Raw genomic sequence first — 20385 nt, forward strand, 5'->3', positions numbered from 1 at the left:
AGGCCTGCGGAGCCGCGCCCGCGCCCGTCTTCAGGAGAACGTCTCGGCGATCAGCCGTTCCAGCTTGATCGCATCCGCCGCGAACGCGCGGATGCCCTCGGCCAGCTTCTCGGTGGCCATCGCGTCCTCGTTCAGCTGCCAGCGGAAGGCCGGCTCTTCGCAATGGACGCGCGCGATATGGCCGGCCTGCGCATCGTCGACCGACAGCTTGCGCTCGACCGGCGCGGTGCTGGCCGCCAACTGCTCCAGCAGCTCGGGGCTGATCGTCAGCAGATCGCAGCCGGCCAGCGACAGGATCTGGTCGGTATTGCGGAAGCTCGCGCCCATCACCTCGGTCTTGTAGCCGAAACGCTTGTAGTAGTCGTAGATCTGCCGCACCGAATGCACGCCCGGATCGGCGTCGCCGCTGTTGGCGTCGGGATTCCACTTGTCGCCGGCCTGCTTGCGGTACCAGTCGAGGATGCGGCCGACGAACGGCGAGATCAGCTGGGCGCCGGCCTCGGCGCAGGCGACTGCCTGTACCAGCGAGAACAGCAGCGTCATGTTGCAGCGGATTCCCTCGCGCTGCAGCACCTCGGCGGCGCGGATGCCTTCCCAGGTCGAGGCGATCTTGATCAGCACGCGCTCGCGCGGCACGCCGGCGCGTTCGTACAGCGCGATCAGGTGGCGTGCCTTGTCGACGGTCGCGGCGGTATCGAAGGACAGCCGCGCATCGACCTCGGTCGACACCCGGCCCGGCACGATCTTCAGGATCTCGCCGCCGAAGGCGATCAGCAGCGCGTCCATCACGGCATCGACGCCGGCGTCGTGATGATCGCGCACGGCCTTCTCGAGCAGCGGCCGGTATTCGGGCTTCTGCACGGCCTTCAGGATCAGCGACGGATTGGTGGTGGCGTCCTGCGGCGTGTACTGCTTCATCGCCTGGAAGTCGCCGGTATCGGCCACCACGGTGGTGAACTGCTTCAGTTGCGCTAGCTGGTTCATGATGATTGCGTCGGACGGGAAAGGAATCGGAACGGGGCTGCCGCAGCGGGGCTGCATCGGTGCCGCATCGGTGCCGCATCGGTTCATTGTACCGGCCCATTGTGGGACCCCTGGCGGCCCGGGCGCAATCCGTTACACTACGCGGTTTCCGCAACCGACTTTTCCGGCGCCGCACCGTACCGCACCCGTTCGCGGCGGCGCCGAAGGCAGCAGGCAATGACTCAGGATGAACTGAAGGCGCAGGTGGCGCAGGCCGCCGCGGACTATGTCGAGAAGGAAGTCCCGGAAGGGGCGGTGCTCGGTGTCGGCACCGGTTCGACCGCCAACCTGTTCATCGATGCGGTGGCGCGCTTCAAGGACCGCTTCGCCGGCGCGGTATCGAGCTCCGAGGCTTCGACGCGCCGCCTGCAGCAGCACGGCTTCAAGGTGCTGGACCTGAACGAGGTCGACGAGATTCCGGTCTATGTCGACGGCGCCGACGAGATCGACGCCAGCGGCGCGATGATCAAGGGCGGCGGCGGCGCGCTGACGCGCGAGAAGATCGTTGCCTCGGTGGCACGCACCTTCGTCTGCATCGCCGACGCCAGCAAGCTGGTCGGCGTGATGGGCCAGTTCCCGCTGCCGGTCGAGGTGATCCCGATGGCGCGCGCCGCGGTGGCGCGCCAGCTGGCGGCGCTGGGCGGCCAGCCGCGCCTGCGCATGACCAGGGAAGGCGGCATCTACAAGACCGACAACGGCAATGTGATCCTGGACGTCAGCGGCCTGGCCATCGGCGATCCGAAGGGCATGGAGCAGGCGATCAACCAGCTGCCCGGCGTGGTGACCGTGGGGCTGTTCGCGCTGCGCGGCGCCGACGTGCTGCTGCTGGGCACGGCCGACGGGGTACGGCGCACGGATTTCTGAGCCGATTCGTCAGCCCGCATAAACGACAAAGGCGCCAGGAAACCTGGCGCCTTTTTCTTTTCCCCTCTCCCGCTCGCGGGAGAGCGGCAGGGGAGAGGGCATTAGGCGGTCGTTATGCCGCAGCGGCTCGAAACCACCCCCTCGCCCCGACCCTCTCGCCCTGGGGGGGAGGGAGAACACCTACGGGATGTCGACGGCTGCAGCGGACTCAAGCCTGCGGCGGCACATACCCCGCCGCCTGGTCCGCGCCTTCGCCGAAGAAGTACTTCTCGGTCTGCTTCAGCAGATACTGCCGCGCACGCGCGTCGGCCATGTTCAGGCGGTTTTCGTTGATCAGCATGGTCTGGTGCTTGAGCCAGCCGGCCCAGGCCTCCTTCGACACGTTCTGCCAGATCTTCTTGCCCAGTTCGCCGGGCAGCGGCGGGAAATCGAGGCCCTCGGCCTCCTTGTTCAGCTTGACGCAATGGACCATGCGGGCCATGGGGAACTCCTTCTATCGTTCTGTTCGTGTGATCGCGGTGCGATGTCGTGGCGCGTTCGTCCGGCGGCCATTGTAGCGAAGCGGGCGCGTCCGCCGCGCGCCGCCCCTACCGCCCTTACAGTTTCTTCATCAGCACCATCGACTTGCGCTGCCAGTTGTACAGCTTGCGCTTGTCCTCGGGCAGGTCGTCGACGCTGGCGCGCACGAAGCCGCGCTTCAGGAACCAGTGCTCGGTGCGGGTCGTCAGCACGAACAGCCGTTCCAGCCCCAGCGCGCGGGCGCGCCGCTCGATGCGCTTGAGCAGCCGTTCGCCGTCGCCGGTGCCCTGGGCCTCGGGCGACACCGTCAGGCAGGCCATCTCGGCCATGCCTTCGCGCGGATACGGATAGAGCGCAGCGCAGCCGAACAGCACGCCGTCGTGCTCGATCACCGAGAAGTTGGCGATGTCGCGCTCGATCAGATGGCGGCCGCGCGGCACCAGCGTGCCGTCCTGTTCGAGCGGCGCGATCAGCTGCACGATCGCGCCGACGTCGTCGAGCGTCGCCTCGCGCAGGCTCTCGAGATCGGTGTCCGACACCATCGTGCCGACGCCGTCGTGCAGGAACAGTTCCAGCAGCACCGAGCCGTCCATGTCGAACGGGATCAGGTGCGCGCGCGGCACGCCGCCCTTCAGCGCCTTGACCAGATGCTGCAGGTAGTAGGCGACGTCGGGCGGCAGATGGTTGTTCTGCAGCCGTTCGACCGCGGTGCGCAGCGACATCTCCGGCATCAGCTTGCCGACCGGGTCCAGCACGCCCGGCACCTCGGTGATGAAGATCAGCTTGTCGGCCTTCAGCGCGGTCGCGGTCGCGCTGGCGACATCTTCCATCGACAGGTTGAAGGCCTGGCCCGTGGGCGAGAAGCCCAGCGGCGACAGCAGCACGATCTTGCCGTGCTGCAGCGACATGCGTACCGAGTCGCCGTCGATCTTGCGAACGAGGCCGGTGTGTTGGTAGTCGGTGCCCTCGACGATGCCGACCGGACGCGCGGTGACGAAGTTGCCCGACACCACCGACAGCTGCGCCCCGGCCATCGGCGTATTGGGCAGGCCCTGGCTGAAGGCGGCCTCGATATCGAGGCGCAGTTCGCCGGACGCTTCCTTCGCGCATTCGAGCGCGGCGTTGTCGGTGATGCGCAGGCCGTCGACGAAGCGCGACTCGACCTGGCGCAGCGCCAGCTGTTCCTCGACCTGCGGACGCGAGCCATGGACCAGCACGATCTGCATGCCCATCGCGTGCAGCAGCGCAACGTCGTTGACCAGCGCGTTCAGCATGCCGGCCTTGACCAGCTCGCCGCCGAAGGCGATCACGAAGGTCTTGCCGCGGAAGGCGTGGATATACGGCGCGACCGCGCGCAGCCAGTCGACGAACTGTTGGCGGTCCGGTCCGGGCGCGGCGCGCTCGGGCGTGGCCGGTGCCCGCGGCACGCTTGGCACATCGGCAGGGGTGGGGGGAACGGCCACGGTCGCAGCCGGAGGATCGAGCGCGTCGGCGGCGGGGTCGGGCAGGGGATCGCCGGCGGCGTCGTTGTGCGTGCCGGCTGTCGGGGTCGTGGCGGTTCTGGCGTTCATGGCGCGGATTATAATCCCGGCCAATGTCCGAACAACGCCCCGTCCCACCCGCAGCCCCGCGCCGCAGGCCGTCCCGACCGCAGTCCGCACGCCAGTCCCAGGGCCCATCGAAGGGCCGCTCCGAGGGCTCGTCCCAGGGTCCGACCGAAGACCAGGCTGAACGCAAGCCCGAACGCAAGCCTGAACGCCGCTTTGAAGGCCGGCCCGCGCGCCGCGCCGTGCTCGCCAATCCGCTGCCTCCGATCACCTTCCCCGAAGCGCTGCCCGTCTCGGCACGGCGCGACGAGATCGCGCGCGCGATCGAGCAGCACCAGGTGGTGATCGTCTCTGGCGAGACCGGCTCGGGCAAGACCACGCAACTGCCCAAGATCTGCCTGTCGATCGGCCGCGGACCGGCGCGTGCCGATGCCGCCGGCGGCGAAGGGAACGGCGAAGGGAAGGGCGAAGACCAGGACAAGGACAAGGACGGCCAGCCCCGGCGCCGCGGCGGCCTGATCGGCCATACCCAGCCGCGCCGCATCGCCGCGACCTCGACCGCCAAGCGCATCGCGCAGGAACTCGGCTCGCCGGTGGGCGAGCACGTCGGCTACCAGGTGCGCTTCAACGACACGATGTCGCCCGGCGCGTCGATCAAGCTGATGACCGACGGCATCCTGCTGGCCGAGACGCAGACCGATCCGCTGCTGCGCGCCTACGACACGATCATCATCGACGAGGCGCACGAGCGCAGCCTGAACATCGATTTTCTGCTGGGCTACCTGAAGGAGATCCTGCCGCGCCGCCCGGACCTGAAGGTCATCATCACGTCGGCGACGATCGACGCGCAACGCTTCGCCGAGCATTTCGGCAGCGGCGGCAAGCCGGCGCCGGTGATCGAGGTCAGCGGGCGGCTGTATCCGGTCGAGGTCCGCTATCGCCCGATCGCCGACGAAGGCGGCGCGAACCAGCGGGGTGACAAGGGCGACAAGGGTGACAAGGGCGACAAGGGTGCCAGGGCCGGCGATGGCCCGGCGAAGGCGGCCCAGGCGCGCGAGCGCGACCTGTACGACGGCATCGTCGACGCGGTCGACGAGCTGAGCCGGCTCGGCCCGGGCGACGTGCTGGTGTTCCTGCCCGGCGAGCGCGAGATCCGCGAGGCAGCCGAGGCGCTGCGCAAGCACCATCCGCCGCACACCGAGATCCTGCCGCTGTTCGCGCGGCTGTCGGTGCAGGAGCAGGAGCGCGTGTTCAAGCCGTCGAACGCGCGCCGCATCGTGCTGGCGACCAACGTCGCCGAGACCTCGCTGACGGTGCCCGGCATCCGCTATGTGGTCGACACGGGCCTGGCGCGCGTCAAGCGCTATTCGTATCGCAACAAGGTCGAGCAGCTGCAGATCGAGCCGATCTCGCAGGCCGCCGCCAACCAGCGCGCCGGCCGCTGCGGCCGCGTCGCGGACGGCGTCTGCATCCGCCTGTACGACGAAGCCGATTTCGCCGCGCGCCCGCGCTTTACCGATCCCGAGATCCTGCGCTCGTCGCTGGCCGCGGTGATCCTGCGGATGAAGGCGCTGCGCCTCGGCGCGATCGAGTCGTTCCCCTTCATCGAGCCGCCGCTCGGGCGCGCGATCGCCGATGGCTACCAGCTGTTGCAGGAGCTCGACGCGGTCGACGAGGCCAATGCGCTGACGCCGCTCGGCAAGCAACTGGCGCGCCTGCCGCTGGACCCGCGCGTGGCCCGCATGATCCTCGCCGCGCGCGACCAGCATTGCCTGCGCGAGGTGCTGATCATCGCCAGCGCGCTGTCGGTGCAGGATCCGCGCGACCGGCCGCAGGAGGCGCAGGAGGCCGCCGACCAGGCGCACCGCAAGTTCATGGACGAACGCTCGGAATTCCTCGGCTGGGTCAAGCTGTGGAAGTGGTTCGAGGACGCGGTCGCGCACAAGAAGAGCAATCGCCAGCTGCAGGACCAGTGCCGCGCCAACTTCCTGTCGCATCTGCGGCTGCGCGAATGGCGCGACGTCCATTCGCAGCTGCTGACCACGGTCGCCGAGCAGGGCTGGAAGCTCAACGACAGCGAGCCGACCTACGAGCAGGTCCACAAGGCGCTGCTGACCGGTCTGCTGGGCAATATCGGCCAGAAGCTGGACGAGGCCGACGGCCGCGGCCGCGAGTACCTCGGCGCGCGCGGCATCAAGTTCCACCTGTGGCCGGGCTCGCTGGTGGCGCGCAAGATGGGCCGCTGGCTGGTCGCCGCCGAGCTGGTCGAGACCAGCCGGCTGTTCGCGCGCACGCTGGCGCGCATCGAGCCGGACTGGCTCGAGCAGGTCGGCCGCCATCTGCTGAAGGTCAGCTGGAGCGATCCGCACTGGGAGAAGAAGGCCGGCCAGGTGCTGGCGATGGAGCGCGCCACGCTGTACGGGCTGACGGTCTACCAGCATCGGCGTGTGCACTACGGCCCGATGAATCCGCAGGAGGCGCGCGAGCTGTTCATCCGCCGCGCGCTGGTCGAAGGCGAGTTCGATACGCGGCTGCCGTTCTACGCGCACAACCAGCGGCTGGTGCGCGAAATCGAGAACCTCGAGCACAAGGCGCGCCGGCAGGACGTGCTGGTCGACGACGAGCTGATCTACGCGTTCTACGACCGCCATATCCCGGCCGACATCCATCAGCAGACGCAGTTCGAGCAGTGGTACCAGAAGGAGAGCGTGGGCGACCGCAAGCTGCTGTACCTGAACCGCGAAGAGCTGATGCGGCACGAGGCGGCCGGCATCACCACCGACCTGTTCCCGAAGACGCTGAACGTCGCCGGCGTCGACATGGGTTTGAGCTACCACTTCGAGCCCGGCAGTCACCGGGACGGCGTCACGCTGACGGTGCCGCTGTACGCGCTGAACCAGGTTCGGCCCGAGCGCGCCGACTGGCTGGTGCCCGGCATGATCAAGGAGAAGGTGCACCTGCTGCTCAAGTCGCTGCCGCAGAAGCTGCGCCGCCATTGCGTGCCGCTGCCGGACTATGCGGCGGGCTTCGTCGAGCGCCGGCCGTTCGGCGAGGGCGAGCTGATCGACGTGCTGATTGCCGATGTCCGCGAGCAGACCGGCACGATGATCCGGCGCGCGGACTTCAAGCTCGAGACGCTGCCGGCCCACCACTTCATGAACTTCAAGGTGGTCGACGAGCACGGCCGCCAGCTCGACATGGGCCGCAACCTGGCCCAGCTGCGCGCCGAACTGGGCGGGCAGGCGCAGCAGTCGTTCCAGAGCCTGGTCGCGCGCGAGGCGCCGGTCGCCGAGGCGGCGCAGTACGAAGGGCTGACCGGGTGGACCTTCGGCGAGCTGCCGGAGCTCTTGGAGATCCGCAAGGGCAACCGCACGCTGTTCGGCTACCCGGCGCTGGTCGACCGCGACACCCACTGCGACGTCGAGGTGTTCGACGACCCGCAGGAGGCCGAGCGGCTGCACCATGCCGGGCTGCGGCGGCTGTTCGCGCTGCAGCTGCGCGAGCAGGTCAAGTTCGTGCAGAAGAACATCCCCGGCCTGTCGCAGATGGCGATGCAATACATGACGCTGGGCACGCAGGACATGCTGCGCGACCAGATCGTGACGCTGGCGCTCGAGCGCGCCTGCATGCAGGCGCCGCTGCCGCGCAACGAGGCGGAGTTCGCCGCGCGCAAGGAGGAGGGCCGCGGGCGGCTCGGCCTGCTGGCGCAGGAGATCGCCCGGCTGGCGGGCACCATCCTGGCCGAGTACGCGGCGCTGCCGCGCAAGCTGCTGCAGGCCAAGCCGTTCGCCGCGGCCCACGCCGACATGCAGGCGCAGTTGTCGCAGCTGATGGGCAAGCATTTCCTGGCCGAGACGCCGTACGACAGGCTGGTGCATTTCCCGCGCTATCTGAAGGGCATCGCGATGCGGATCGACAAGCTCAAGGGCGATCCGTCCCGGGATACCCAGCGGCAGCAGGAAATGGCGCCGCTGCTGCAGCAGTGGCAGCGCGCGGACAAGCAGCGGCGCCAGGCCAGGGGCGGCGAGGACGCGCGGCTCGAGGAATTCCGCTGGATGCTGGAGGAGCTGCGCATCGCGCTGTTCGCGCAGGAATTGCGAACGCCAGTGCCGATGTCTGTCAAGCGTCTGCAGAAGGTGTGGGAGTCGATGCAACGGTAGGGCGGGTGGCGCACGATTTTGGCGCGCCCGGTCATCGAAACGGTGGGGCTCGACGTTAGAATGCGTGGGCCTTGGCGGTCGCATTATCCGGGGGCAACCGGACCCTTCGGACCGTGCCCTTCCGCCTGATCCGTTTCCTTGTTCCTACCTTCCGCCGACCGTTCCGAACGGTCCGCCAACCGTTCCGTTCGCCTGTCTATGCCCGCCTTTCGCCGTGTCGTTGCCGCCTGTTTATCCTGGGCCTGTCTTGGCGCGGCGGCTCTGCCAGGCCTGTCGGCCCATGCCGAAGTGGTCGTGGTACTCAATTCGGGTGACGCAAGCGTTACCCTTATCGACCGCGACAGCCAGAAGGTGCTGGAGACCTTTCCGGTGGGCAAGGAGCCCCATCACCTGATCGCCACGCCCGACGATCGCTCGCTGATCGTCGCCAACGCGGTCGGCAACGACCTGGTCTTCCTCGATCCGGTCAGCGGGCGGGTCCAGCAGCGCGTGCCGGACATCGACGATCCCTATCACATCGGCTTCTCGCCGGACCAGAAATGGTTCGTCGTCACCGGCAACCGGCTCGACCGCGTCGACCTGTACCGCTGGGACGGGCGCGCGCTGAAGGCGGCGAAGCAGCTGCCGCTGGGCCGCACGCCCAGCCATATCGCCTTCACGGCCGACAGCCGCATCGCCTTCGTGACGCTGCAGGATTCGAACGAGGTCGCGGCGATCGACCTGCCGACGCAGACGCTGCTGTGGCGCATGGAGGCCGGTTCGGCGCCGGCCGGTATCTGGGTCACGCCGGACCAGCGCTATCTGCTGGTCGGCATGACCGGCGCCGACTATGTCGCCGTGATCGACTGGCGCACGCGCGCGGTGGTCAAGCAGATCCAGACCGGCAAGGGCGCGCACAACTTCCGCGCGCTCGGCGACAAGCGCCATCTGCTGCTGACCAACCGCGTCTCCGGCACCATCAGCATCCTGGACCAGCAGACGCTGACCAAGGTCGGCGACATCACCGGCCTGCCGCCGGGACCGGACGACATGGAACTGGCCGCCGACGGCAAGACGCTGTGGGTCACCTTCCGCTGGGCCCGGTCGGTCGGCGTGATCGACGTGCCGAGCCGCAAGCTGATCAAGACCATCCGCGTCGGACGCTCGCCGCACGGCATCTATTTCCGCACGCGGGCGCCGCTGTATTAAAGGGGGGCGGCATGAAGCTCGGCCATCTGCTGCCGGTATCGATGCTGTCGGTTGTTTCCCCTCTCCCGCCCAGCGGGAGAGGGGCGGGGGAGAGGGCAAGCGGCCTGCACCAGGCTGATGCCGTATCGCGAGCGCGACTGCCTTTGCCCTCTCCCCCGGCCCCCCTCCCACGAGTGGGAGAGGGGAGTTCATTACGCCGACGTTGCTGGCTGGCGCGGACGCTGGTGGCCGCGCTGATCGGCATCGCTCCGGCACTCCCGCCATCCGCCCATGCCGCACCCGACGACTGCCGTGCCGGAACGCTGTACCTGACCTTCGACACCGGCAGCATGAGCCAGGCGCAGTTGATCGCCGACGTGCTGCGCCGCCAGCGCGTGCGCGCGACCTTCTTCCTGGCCAACGAGCCGACCGTGCGCGGCGACCATTCGCTCGATCCCGGCTGGGCGCCGTACTGGAAGGCGCTGGCGGCCGACGGCCACGTATTCGGCTCGCACACCTTCGACCACGTGTACCTGCGCAGCACGCGCGGCGGCAAGGTGCTGATGCGGCCGCAGTTCGGCCCGAAGGCCGGCCAGGACATCGCAATGGACCAGGCCGCCTTCTGCGCCGAACTGGACCGCAGCGCCGCCGCGCTGCAGCGCCTGGCCGGGGTCGGCATGGAGCCGCTGTGGCGCGCGCCCGGCGGCCGCACCGCGCCGCAGACGCTGGCCTGGGCGCGGCAATGCGGCTATCGCCATGTCGGCTGGGCGCAGGCGGGCTTTCTCGGCGACGAACTCGATTCGGATCGTTATCCGAACACCGCGCTGCTGACGCGGGCGCTGCGCGACCTGCGCGACGGCGATATCGCGATGGCGCACCTTGGTATCTGGTCTCGCCGCGATCCGTGGGCGCCGGCCGTGCTCGAGCCGCTGATCGAGGGGCTGCGCCGCAAGGGGTTCTGCTTCGCCACGCTGCGCGAGCATCCGGACTACCGCCAGGCCAGCCCGGCCGGCAACGGCAAAGGGGCCAACTGATGCTGCAGACATTGGACGCCTGGCTCGGCGATCTCGAGGGCGCGCTGTTCCAGCACGTGGTGCTGCCCGTGGTCTACGCGCTCGGCCTCGGCGGCTATGCGGAGGACGCGTTCACCGGCACCGAATGGCTGGTGGTCGGGCTGCTGCAGCTGACCGTGATGGTCGCGCTGCTGTGGCCGCTGGAGCGGCTGCGTCCGGTCGAGCCGGTCACCGATCGCGCCGCGATCCGCACCGACATGCTGTACACGATGATCCACCGGCTCGGCCTGTTCCGGCTGGTGCTGTTCTTCACGCTCGATCCGGTCGTCGACGCGATCGAAGGGCGCCTGCACCTGGCCGGCTGGCAGCGGATCAACGTCGAGGACTGGTGGCCCGGCGTCACCAGCGAGCCGCTGGTCAGCTTCCTCGTCTATCTGCTGCTGTTCGACCTGCTCGGCTACTGGTATCACCGGCTGTCGCACACCGTGCGCTGGTGGTGGTGCCTGCATGCGGTCCATCACAGCCAGCGGCAGATGACGCTGTGGAGCGACAACCGCAACCATCTGCTCGACGACCTGCTGCGCAGCCTGGTGTTCGCGCTGACCGCGCTGGCGATCGGCGTCGAGCCGTCGCAGTTCCTGCTGCTGGTGGCGCTGTCGCAGCTGATGCAGAGCCTGCAGCATGCCAACGTGCGGCTGCATTTCGGCCGCATCGGCGAGCGCCTGCTGGTATCGCCGCGCTTTCACCGCACCCATCATGCGATCGGCATTGGCCACGAGGCGCACGGACAGCCGGCGCGGCTGGGCGGCTGCAACTATGGCGTGCTGTTCCCCTGGTGGGACATGCTGTTCGGCACCGCGCGCTTCGTCGGCGACTACCAGGCCACCGGCATCCGCGATCAGCTGCCGCCGCCGGCGGGCCGTGGGCGCGACTACGGTGCGGGCCTGCTGCAGCAGCAGTGGTACGGTATCAAGCGCTGGTTCCGGCGCGCCTGAAGCCGTCGCCGTGGGCGGCGTCATGCCGCGCCGACACGATGCGTTGCCGGCACGTGTGCTAGTCTGTCCCACCTGAATCGGCCCCGCCGGCCGGCCGCCGCCCCGCTGCGCGCGGCCTGCGCCATCGGCATGACGCCATCGGCATGACGCCATCGGCATGACGCCATCGGAATCCGCGCCGATCCGTTTCGACCTTCGCATTGCATGAACGACCTCGTCCGCTCCTTCGTCCGCGCGCTGATCAGCCAGCTGCATCCGCGCATGCTGGCGCTGACCGTGATTCCCTTCGTACTGGCCACCGTGTTCTGGGGCGGCCTGCTGTACTTCACCTGGGATCCGGTGATGACCGCCGCGCGCGGCTTCCTCGAAACCTCGATCTTCACCAGCTGGATCTACGGCGCGCTCGACTGGTTCGGCCTGTCGTCGCTCCGCGCGGTGGTGGCGCCGCTGTTCGTGGTTGCGCTGACGATTCCGCTGGCGGTGGCCTCGCTGCTGCTGTTCATCGGCCTGTGGTCGGTGCCGGCGGCGGTGCGCTTTCTCGAGCGCAGCTATCCGGAGCTGGCCAAGAGCAAGGGCGGCAGCGTGCTGGGCAGCGTCTGGCATTCGCTGTCGAGCACCGGCGTGTTCCTGCTGCTGGTGCTGATCTCGCTGCCGCTGTGGCTGGTGCCGCCGTTCTTCGCGCTGGTGCCGCCGCTGCTGTGGGGCTGGCTGACCTATCGCGTGATGACCTATGACGCGTTGGCCGACCATGCCAGCGCCGACGAGCGCAAGGCCATCATGCGGCGCCACCGGATGCCGCTGCTGATCATCGGCGTGGTGGTCGGCCTGCTGGGCTCCGCGCCGACGCTGCTGTGGGTGTCCTCGGCGGCGATCATCTTCCTGTTTCCGTTCGTGCTGGCCGGCGCGCTGTGGCTCTACGCGCTGATCTTCATCTTCTCGGCGCTGTGGTTCGGCCACTATTGCCTGCACGCGCTCGGCCAGCTGCGCGCCGAGCGGCAGTCGGTGGCACCGCCCCCGGCCGGGCCGGACGTCATTGAGCTGGCGCCGTCGGACGTGCGCCGCATCGAATCATCCTGAAAAGAGGGGCATCATGGGTTTCGGCCTGATCGTGATCGGCGACGAGATTCTGTCGGGACGACGCGAGGACAAGCACATGCGGCGCGCGATCGCGCTGCTGGCCGAGCGCGGACTGGCGCTGCAATGGGCCGAGTATGTCGGCGACGAACGCGAGCGCATCACCGCGACGCTGCGGCGCACGCTGGCGGGCCCCGACGTGGTGTTCTGCACCGGCGGCATCGGCGCCACGCCTGACGACCACACGCGCCAGTGCGCGGCCGCGGCGCTGGGCGTGCCGCTCGAGCTGCATCCCGAGGCGCGGGAGCTGATCGCGCAGCGGATCGCGGAAACGGCGGGCGGCGACCCGGTCAAGGCCGATCTGTCGCTGCCCGAGAACCAGCATCGCTTCAAGATGGGCGAGTTTCCGCGGGGCGCCCGCATCATCCCCAACAGCTACAACCGGATCCCGGGCTTCTCGATCGGCCACCACCACTTCATGCCGGGCTTCCCGGTAATGGCGTGGCCGATGATGGAGTGGGTGCTGGACAACGAGTATTCGCACCTGTTCCACCAGGTCCAGCATGTCGAGCGCGCTTTCCTGGTGTTCGAGGCGCCCGAATCGACGCTGACGCCGCTGATGGAGCAGGTCGAGACCGCCTTCCCGGGCGTGCGCGTGTTCAGCCTGCCGTCGGTCGGCGACGCCCAGCGCGGCGAGCTCTATGCGCGCCGGCATATCGATCTGGGCGTCAAGGGCACGCCCGCGCTGGTGGAGCCGGCCTACGCGATGCTGCGCGACGGCGTGCGCGCGATGGGATTCGAGGTAGTGGAGAACGCGGGGGCGGGCGTCAGCGCTGGGTGAACAGGCCGTAGGCTATTGCGCTGCCAGTCTCGCCGGGTTTGCTCGCCTCTCCCGCACGGCGGGAGAGGGGAGAAAACAAGCGCATGGACGACACTGTCCAGTCCTCAAGCCCCGTGCCAAGGCAGCCCGCGCACGCACCAGCCCTCGACGGTCTTGCGGTGATGGTGTTCGTCGCGAGGCCCTTCGAAGCCTTCCAGCACATCGATCGCGTAGCGGTAGCCGGCTTCGGTGGCGACCCGGGCGGCGTGCTTCGAGCGCGCCGCGCTGCGGCACAGGAACAGCACCGGCGCGTCCTGCGGCACCTTCGCCTTCAGTTCCTCGACGAAACGCGGATTCTGCGCGCCGCCCGGATACCCGGACCATTCCACATGCAGAGACTGGCGCTCCGGCACGTCCGGGCCGCCGACCCAGTCCAGCTCGGCCTGGGTGCGTACGTCGACCAGCACCGCGGCGGGATCGGCCAGCAGCAGATCGTAGGCCTGCTGCGGCGTCAGCGCGCCGTAGTAGGGCAGTTGGTCCTGTTGTTGCCGCGCGTTGGCGGCCTGCAGAAGCGCGTCTCGGGTGGTCATTGCAAGGGGCGGTTTGGATCGCGGGTTTGGATCGCGGGATTGGGTCGCGGGTTCGGGTCGCGGGTTGGGATCGATACGGGCGTGACGCCGATCGCGGCCACGCCTGCTGCAAAGACCGTTATTCTACTCCGCCGGCGCGGCGCGGCCGCAGTGCGAGGCCAGCCGGCAGGTCCGAAATCCGGTGCTGGCGCCAGCATGGTGCTGGTGGCACCATGACGGTGCATTCGACGGCGGCGATGCACCGGTTTGGGGTGCGCGGCCGGCCGGACGGCGCCGCGGCCGCGCAAGCGGCGCGCTGTTGCGGCGTGGCCGGCATCCGTCCCGGTCCGTGCGCCAACGCGGTGCGAGGCCGCCTTCCCGCGCCGATGCACAGATTGCGGGAACGGCCGGTCGTGGACGCGGCGCGCGCGTCACCGCCGCGCCAAATCCGTGCGGACGTTGGCATGCTTTCTGCTAACATGCTTCGTCCTTTTGAAGGCCGGTCGCCGCCGGCAGGCGGCAGCGATGCGCCCCCGGCGGCCGGCACGTGAATGGCTCCAACTGAACTCAGCCGAATTACCAGGAGATAGGCATGGCGCAGAGCGTTGCAGATGTGATGAAGCTGGTGAAGGAAAACGACGTCAAGTTCGTCGACTTCCGTTTCACCGACACCAAGGGCAAGGAGCAGCACGTGTCCGTGCCGACCTCGCACTTCGGTGACGACAAGTTCGAGAGCGGCCATGCTTTCGACGGCTCGTCCATCGCTGGCTGGAAGGGTATCGAGGCCTCGGACATGCTGCTGATGCCGGACCCGAACACCGCCCATATCGACCCGTTCTACGAAGAGCCGACGCTGGTGCTGACCTGCGACGTGGTCGAGCCGTCGGACGGCAAGGGCTACGACCGCGACCCGCGTTCGATCGCCAAGCGCGCCGAAGCCTATCTGAAGAGCACCGGCCTGGGCGACACCGCCTACTTCGGTCCGGAGCCCGAGTTCTTCATCTTCGACGGCGTGACCTGGAACGTCGACATGCAGGGCTGCTTCGTCAAGATCCACTCGGAAGAAGCGCCGTGGTCGTCGGGCCGCGAATTCGAGCACGGCAACAGCGGCCACCGTCCGGGCAAGAAGGGCGGCTACTTCCCGGTCGCCCCGATCGACACGTTCCAGGACATGCGTTCGGAAATGTGCCTGATCCTGGAATCGTTGGGCATCCCCGTCGAAGTCCACCACCATGAAGTGGCCGGCCAGGGCCAGAACGAGATCGGCACCAAGTTCAGCACGCTGGTGCAGCGCGCCGACTGGACGCAACTGCAGAAGTACGTGATCCAGAACGTCGCCCACACCTACGGCAAGACCGCGACCTTCATGCCGAAGCCTGTGGTCGGCGACAACGGCTCGGGCATGCACGTGCACCAGTCGATCTGGAAGGACGGCCAGAACCTGTTCGCGGGCAACGGCTACGCCGGCCTGTCGGAGTTCGCGCTGTACTACATCGGCGGCATCATCAAGCACGCCCGTGCGCTGAACGCGATCACCAACCCGGGTACCAACTCGTACAAGCGTCTGGTGCCGGGCTTCGAAGCCCCGGTCAAGCTGGCCTACTCTGCCCGCAACCGCTCGGCCTCGATCCGCATCCCGTACGTGGCGAACCCGAAGGGCCGCCGCATCGAGACGCGCTTCCCGGATCCGCTGATGAACCCGTACCTGGGCTTCGCCGCGCTGATGATGGCCGGCCTGGACGGCGTGCAGAACAAGATCCACCCGGGCGAAGCCGCGGACAAGAACCTGTATGACCTGCCGCCGGAAGAGGATGCCAAGATCCCGACCGTGTGCGCGAGCCTGGATCAGGCCCTCGAGTACCTCGACAAGGACCGCGAGTTCCTGACCCGTGGCGGCGTGTTCAGCAACACGATGATCGACGCCTACATCGAACTGAAGATGGAGGAAGTGACCCGCTTCCGCATGACCACCCATCCGCTCGAGTTCGAGATGTATTACTCGCTGTAAGCGCTCGCTGCCAGCACGCGCTGTAAGCACACCGTGCTTGTTGCACCAGGAAGGGGCGGCCTCGGCTGTCCCTTTTTGTTTGGCTCGCTAGAATTGGGCTTCCTCCGATTTCGATGCCTCTTGATGCGACGCCCGTCCATGACCGCGACCCTGTCTTCGTTCCGCTTGCCGCACCGCCCCGGTGCCGGATCGGCGCCGCCTGCCCGGCCCGGTGCATCGGCCGCCCTGTTGTTGGGCGTCGCCGCGGCACTCGGTTCCGCTGGCGTGTCGCCGGCAGCGGCGCAGGCCGCGCCGAACGGCTCGGAGATCTACGTCTGCAGCGGCCCGAAGGGCGTGCCCGAATACCGCAACGGCAACGGCGGCAAGGGCTGCAGGCGGCTGGACCTGCCCGAGGTGCTGACCGTGCCGGTGACCCGCCAGCCGTCACGCGGCGGTGGCGGCGGCGGTGGTGCCGGTGCGGCCCCGCCCGATGGCGCCGCCGCGGCAAACTTCCCGCGCATCGACGCGGCCACGCAGCGCCGCCGCGACGGCGAACGCCGCGCGGTGCTGGAAGAGGAGCTGCGCAGCGAACACGCCAAGCTGGCCGCGCTGCGTGCGCAATTCAACGAGGGCCAGCCGGAGCGGCAGGGCGACGAGCGCAACTACCAGCGCTATCTGGACCGGACCGCCGCGCTGCGCGACGACATCGCGCGCAGCGAGGCCAATGCGGCCGCGCTGCGGCGCGAGCTGGCCAACCTGAAGGACTGAGGATCGATCGATGCGCCGCCTGATTCGCAGCGTTTCACGCAAGGTCGGCGGCGGCGAACGCGCGCCGGCCGACGACGACACCGGGTCGCCGGCAAGCGCCGCGCCACCGGTGGCGCCCGCGTTGGCCGCGTTGACCGGACTTGCGGCGGGGCTCGACATGATGCCGAACCCGGTGCTGCTGGTCGCGCAGCCCGGCATGCGGATCGTCTATGCGAACCCGGCGGCCGAGGCGAGCTTCGGCCTCTCGCGCAAGTCGATGCTGGAGCTGTCGCTGTCGGCGCTGTTCGGCCGCGCCGACGAGCTCGACGCGATGATCGATTCGGTGCTGGCGCGCCAGGTCGACGCGCGGCGCCAGGACGTGGTCCTGCAACCGCCGCTGCGCGAGCCGATGCACGCGCACGTGGTGATCGGCGGCATCGACGCCAGCCCCGGCACCGCGCTGGTCGAGGTACTGCCCAACGAGCAGAAGGTCCGCAGTGAACGGGAGGAACGGATCCTCGACCTGACCTCGGCCAACAAGGAGCTGATCCGCAATCTGGCCCACGAGATCAAGAACCCGCTGGGCGGCATCCGCGGCGCGGCGCAGCTGCTCGAATTCGAGCTGCCCGAGCGCAGCCTGCGCGAATACACGCAGGTCATCATCAAGGAATCGGACCGCCTGCAGACGCTGGTCGACCGGCTGCTCGAACCGCACCGGCATCCGCATATCGTGCGCGAGCTCAATATCCACGAGGTGCTCGAGCGGGTGCGCTCGGTGGTGCTGGCCGAATTCCCCAATGGCCTCGAGATCGTGCGCGACTACGACGCCAGCCTGCCCGAGCTGTCGGGCGACATCGAGCAGCTGATCCAGGCCGTGCTCAACATCGTCCATAACGCGGCGCAGGCGCTGGCCGAGCGCATCGCGCGCGGCGATGCGCAGATCGTGCTGCGCACGCGCGTCGCGCGCCAGGTCACGATCGCCAAGCGGCTGTACAAGCTGGCATTGGACTTGCATGTGATCGACAACGGTCCGGGCATTCCCGACGATATTCGCGAACGCATCTTCTACCCGCTGGTGTCGGGCAGGGATGGCGGCAGTGGGCTCGGTCTGACACTGGCGCAGACCTTCGTGCAGCAGCACGAGGGATTGATCGAATGCGAGAGCCGGCCCGGCTGTACCGATTTCCGCATCCTGCTGCCGCTGCGCTGAATCGCCCGAGATCGGCTGACGATCGATGCCTCCCCCGCCGGGCGGCGGGCTGAACAGCGCAGCGAAGGCGGACCTCCGAAACACCGAGCAGACAAGCGACGCACATGAAGCCGATCTGGATAGTCGACGACGATCAATCTATTCGCTGGGTCCTGGAAAAGGCCCTGGCCCGGGAGAGCCTGCTGTCCCGCAGCTTTACCAATGTGCGCGACGTGCTGTCGGCGCTCGAGGAAGACGAGCCCCAGGTCCTGATCTCGGACATCCGCATGCCCGGCGGTTCGGGGCTCGATCTGCTGCAGGCGATCAAGGCGCGCCATCCGGGCCTGCCGGTGATCGTGATGACGGCCTATTCGGATCTCGACAGCGCGGTGGCGGCCTTCCAGGGCGGCGCCTTCGAATACCTGGCCAAGCCCTTCGACGTCGACAAGGCCGTCGAGCTGATCCGCCGCGCGCTCGAGGAAAGCCTGCGCGAGGAGGAGATGGACGACCGCCTGCTCGACGCGCCGGAGATCCTCGGCCAGGCGCCGGCGATGCAGGACGTGTTCCGCGCGATCGGCCGGCTGTCGCAGTCGAACGTGACGGTGCTGATCACCGGCGAGTCGGGCACCGGCAAGGAGCTGGTCGCCCGCGCGCTGCACAAGCACAGCCCGCGTGCCAACGGCCCGTTCATCGCGCTCAATACCGCGGCGATTCCGAAGGACCTGCTCGAGTCCGAACTGTTCGGCCACGAGCGCGGCGCCTTCACCGGCGCGCAGACGATGCGGCGCGGCCGCTTCGAACAGGCCGAGGGCGGCACGCTGTTCCTCGACGAAATCGGCGACATGCCGTTCGACCTGCAGACGCGGCTGCTGCGCGTGCTGTCGGACGGCAACTTCTATCGGGTCGGCGGCCACAATCCGCTGCGCGCCAATGTGCGCGTGATCGCCGCCACGCACCAGAACCTTGAAACGCGCGTCAAGGAGGGACTGTTCCGCGAGGACCTGTTCCACCGCCTGAACGTGATCCGGTTGCGGCTGCCGCCGCTGCGGGAACGGCCAGAGGACATCACGCTGCTGGCGCGGCATTTCCTGCAGAAGAGCGCCAAGGAGCTGGGCGTCGAACCGAAGCGGATGTCCGACGAGGCGCTGGCCTACGTCAGCACGCTGCCGTTCCCCGGCAACGTGCGGCAACTGGAAAACCTGTGCAACTGGCTGACCGTGATGGCGCCGGCGCAGACCATCGAGGTCAAGGATCTGCCGCGCGAGATGATCGGCGGCGGTGCCCCGGACGGGCAGGCCGGCATGGCCGGCTACGGCGGCGCGCGCGTGACCGAACGCGACGCGCAGGGCGGCGCCGAGGCGGCCGAGGCGGGGGCATTGGGCAACGGCATGGCTGGCGGATTGGCGGGCGGCGTGGCGGGCGGCGTGGCGGGCGGCATCGCCGGTGCGATGGGGGGCGGGTTTGCCGCCGATGGCACGGCCACGCTGTCAGCCGATGCGGAAGGCCCGGCCTACGGCGGCCGGCTGGCGCCGGGCTTCGGCGCCGCGGGCGCGCTGCCTTCGGCGCCGGCCCCCGGCTGGGAAAGCCTGCTGGCGGGCGAGGCGCGCGCAATGCTGGAAGCGGGCCAGCCCGAGGTGATGGACCTGCTGACGCGCCGCTTCGAGAAGGCGGTGCTGGAGGCCGCGCTGGGCGTCACGCGCGGCCGCCGCGTCGAGGCGGCGACCCGGCTCGGCATCGGCCGCAATACCATCACGCGCAAGCTGCAGGAGCTGGGCTTCGATTGAACGCTGCGTGGTGCTTGCCGCCACGCAAACAAAAGGCCACGGTCCCATGCCGTGGCCTTTTTGCTTGGCGGCGCTGTCGTCCCCGCGAAGGCGGGGACCCAGCGGCTTGAAAACGACGCTGGATTCCCGCCTGCGCGGGAATGACAGCGAAAGACGCGTCCGCGCTCAACCGCGGCGTTGACCCACCGTAAACACGAACTCGCCGAGCCCCTGCACGCCGCCGCGCACGGCGTCGCCCGGTTGCAGCTTGCCGACGCCGGCCGGCGTGCCGGTGAAGATCAGGTCGCCGGGGGCCAGCGCGACGCTCTGCGAGATATAGGCGATCACGTCGGCCACCGGCCAGATCATCTCGTCGAGGTCGCCCTGCTGGCGCACCTCGCCATTGACCTCGAGCCAGATGCGGCCCTGGGCCGGATGGCCGACCGCACTGGCCGGCTGCAGCGGCCCGCACGGGCCGGACGCGTCGAAGGCCTTCGCCCAGTCCCACGGCCGGCTCATCGACTTGGCGACATCCTGCAGATCGCGGCGCGTCAGGTCCACGCCGACGCCATAGCCCCACACATGATCCAGCGCGCGCTCGACGGCGATGTCGGTGCCGCCCGTGCCGATCGCGACCACCATTTCGATCTCGTGGTGCAGGTTGTCCGTCAGCGGGGGGTAGGGCACGGTGCCTTGCGCGGGCACCACCGCATCGGCCGGCTTGGTGAAGAAGAACGGCGGCTCGCGGTCCGGGTCCTTGCCCATCTCGCGCGCATGCGCGGCGTAGTTGCGCCCCACGCAGAACACGCGGCGGATCGGAAAGCGGGCGTGGCTGCCGGCGACGGCGACGCTGGCTTGTTCAACGGGCGGAATCACGAATTCGGTCATGGTGTGATGGAATCGAGAGAGAAGCGAAGGGTTCGGCGAGGGTCGTCGACAGCGGCGAGA

16 protein-coding genes are annotated in these 20385 nt (G+C 68.7%); 11 read left to right on the forward strand and 5 right to left on the reverse strand.

The annotated features are described in order from the left end of the window. Window positions 1-30 precede the first annotated feature (30 nt). Complete coding sequence (tal, locus tag M1D55_RS15475; RefSeq protein ID WP_064577306.1) at window positions 31-984, reverse strand: transaldolase; 954 nt, start codon at window positions 982-984, stop codon at window positions 31-33. 216 nt (window positions 985-1200) lie between these two features. Between tal and rpiA the strand changes: the two genes are divergently transcribed. Next, window positions 1201-1887, forward strand: coding sequence for a ribose-5-phosphate isomerase RpiA (rpiA, locus tag M1D55_RS15480; RefSeq protein ID WP_006577138.1), 687 nt, complete (start codon window positions 1201-1203; stop codon window positions 1885-1887). 208 nt (window positions 1888-2095) lie between these two features. Here rpiA and M1D55_RS15485 read toward each other — a convergent pair whose 3' ends face one another. Beyond that, a complete protein-coding gene (locus tag M1D55_RS15485; RefSeq protein WP_006577139.1) occupies window positions 2096-2368 on the reverse strand; it encodes an oxidative damage protection protein in 273 nt (90 codons plus the stop codon). A 115-nt stretch (window positions 2369-2483) separates the two neighbouring features. Further along, window positions 2484-3977, reverse strand: coding sequence for an amino-acid N-acetyltransferase (gene argA / locus M1D55_RS15490; protein WP_023263804.1), 1494 nt, complete (start codon window positions 3975-3977; stop codon window positions 2484-2486). 23 nt (window positions 3978-4000) lie between these two features. Here argA and hrpA point away from each other — a divergent pair, with 23 nt between their 5' ends. The 6 genes from hrpA to M1D55_RS15520 all read left to right on the forward strand — a co-directional run bounded on the left by hrpA (window position 4001) and on the right by M1D55_RS15520 (window position 13203). After that, window positions 4001-8113, forward strand: a complete 4113-nt coding sequence (hrpA, locus tag M1D55_RS15495) for an ATP-dependent RNA helicase HrpA (RefSeq protein ID WP_456282528.1) — start codon at window positions 4001-4003, stop codon at window positions 8111-8113. A gap of 198 nt (window positions 8114-8311) precedes the next feature. Beyond that, window positions 8312-9301 carry a YVTN family beta-propeller repeat protein gene (locus tag M1D55_RS15500; protein WP_456282529.1) on the forward strand — a complete coding sequence of 330 codons (990 nt, stop codon included), beginning with the start codon at window positions 8312-8314 and terminating at the stop codon, window positions 9299-9301. Window positions 9302-9522: 221 nt separating this feature from the next. Next, complete coding sequence (locus tag M1D55_RS15505) at window positions 9523-10314, forward strand: polysaccharide deacetylase family protein (protein WP_456282715.1); 792 nt, start codon at window positions 9523-9525, stop codon at window positions 10312-10314. Beyond that, window positions 10314-11288, forward strand: coding sequence for a sterol desaturase family protein (locus tag M1D55_RS15510; RefSeq protein WP_456282530.1), 975 nt, complete (start codon window positions 10314-10316; stop codon window positions 11286-11288). The genes M1D55_RS15505 and M1D55_RS15510 overlap by 1 nt, the downstream gene beginning before the upstream one ends. Window positions 11289-11492: 204 nt before the next feature. Beyond that, window positions 11493-12365 carry an EI24 domain-containing protein gene (locus M1D55_RS15515; protein ID WP_006579613.1) on the forward strand — a complete coding sequence of 291 codons (873 nt, stop codon included), beginning with the start codon at window positions 11493-11495 and terminating at the stop codon, window positions 12363-12365. Between the two features lie 13 nt (window positions 12366-12378). Further along, the gene (locus M1D55_RS15520; RefSeq protein WP_006579614.1) at window positions 12379-13203 is read left to right on the forward strand and encodes a competence/damage-inducible protein A; all 825 of its coding nucleotides are present in this window, start codon (window positions 12379-12381) and stop codon (window positions 13201-13203) included. A 104-nt stretch (window positions 13204-13307) separates the two neighbouring features. Here M1D55_RS15520 and M1D55_RS15525 read toward each other — a convergent pair whose 3' ends face one another. Beyond that, window positions 13308-13772, reverse strand: coding sequence for a rhodanese-like domain-containing protein (locus M1D55_RS15525; protein WP_064577293.1), 465 nt, complete (start codon window positions 13770-13772; stop codon window positions 13308-13310). A 571-nt stretch (window positions 13773-14343) separates the two neighbouring features. Here M1D55_RS15525 and M1D55_RS15530 point away from each other — a divergent pair. The 4 genes from M1D55_RS15530 (at window position 14344) to ntrC (ending at window position 19458) form a co-directional block, all read left to right on the forward strand. Continuing rightward, window positions 14344-15759, forward strand: a complete 1416-nt coding sequence (locus tag M1D55_RS15530; protein ID WP_023264285.1) for a 3-hydroxylaminophenol mutase — start codon at window positions 14344-14346, stop codon at window positions 15757-15759. Window positions 15760-15897: 138 nt separating this feature from the next. After that, window positions 15898-16506, forward strand: coding sequence for a DUF4124 domain-containing protein (locus tag M1D55_RS15535; protein WP_456282531.1), 609 nt, complete (start codon window positions 15898-15900; stop codon window positions 16504-16506). A 10-nt stretch (window positions 16507-16516) separates the two neighbouring features. Continuing rightward, entirely contained in the window at window positions 16517-17695 is a 1179-nt protein-coding gene (glnL, locus tag M1D55_RS15540; RefSeq protein WP_006578618.1) for a nitrogen regulation protein NR(II), read from the forward strand. 104 nt (window positions 17696-17799) lie between these two features. Beyond that, window positions 17800-19458 (forward strand): nitrogen regulation protein NR(I), encoded by a 1659-nt coding sequence (gene ntrC, locus M1D55_RS15545; RefSeq protein ID WP_456282532.1) that lies wholly within the window; start codon window positions 17800-17802, stop codon window positions 19456-19458. Between the two features lie 165 nt (window positions 19459-19623). Here ntrC and M1D55_RS15550 read toward each other — a convergent pair whose 3' ends face one another. After that, window positions 19624-20325: a fumarylacetoacetate hydrolase family protein gene (locus M1D55_RS15550; RefSeq protein WP_232207169.1), complete on the reverse strand. Its 702-nt coding sequence runs from the start codon at window positions 20323-20325 to the stop codon at window positions 19624-19626. Window positions 20326-20385: the final 60 nt, after the last annotated feature.

Source organism: Cupriavidus sp. JZ107 (assembly GCF_053903255.1).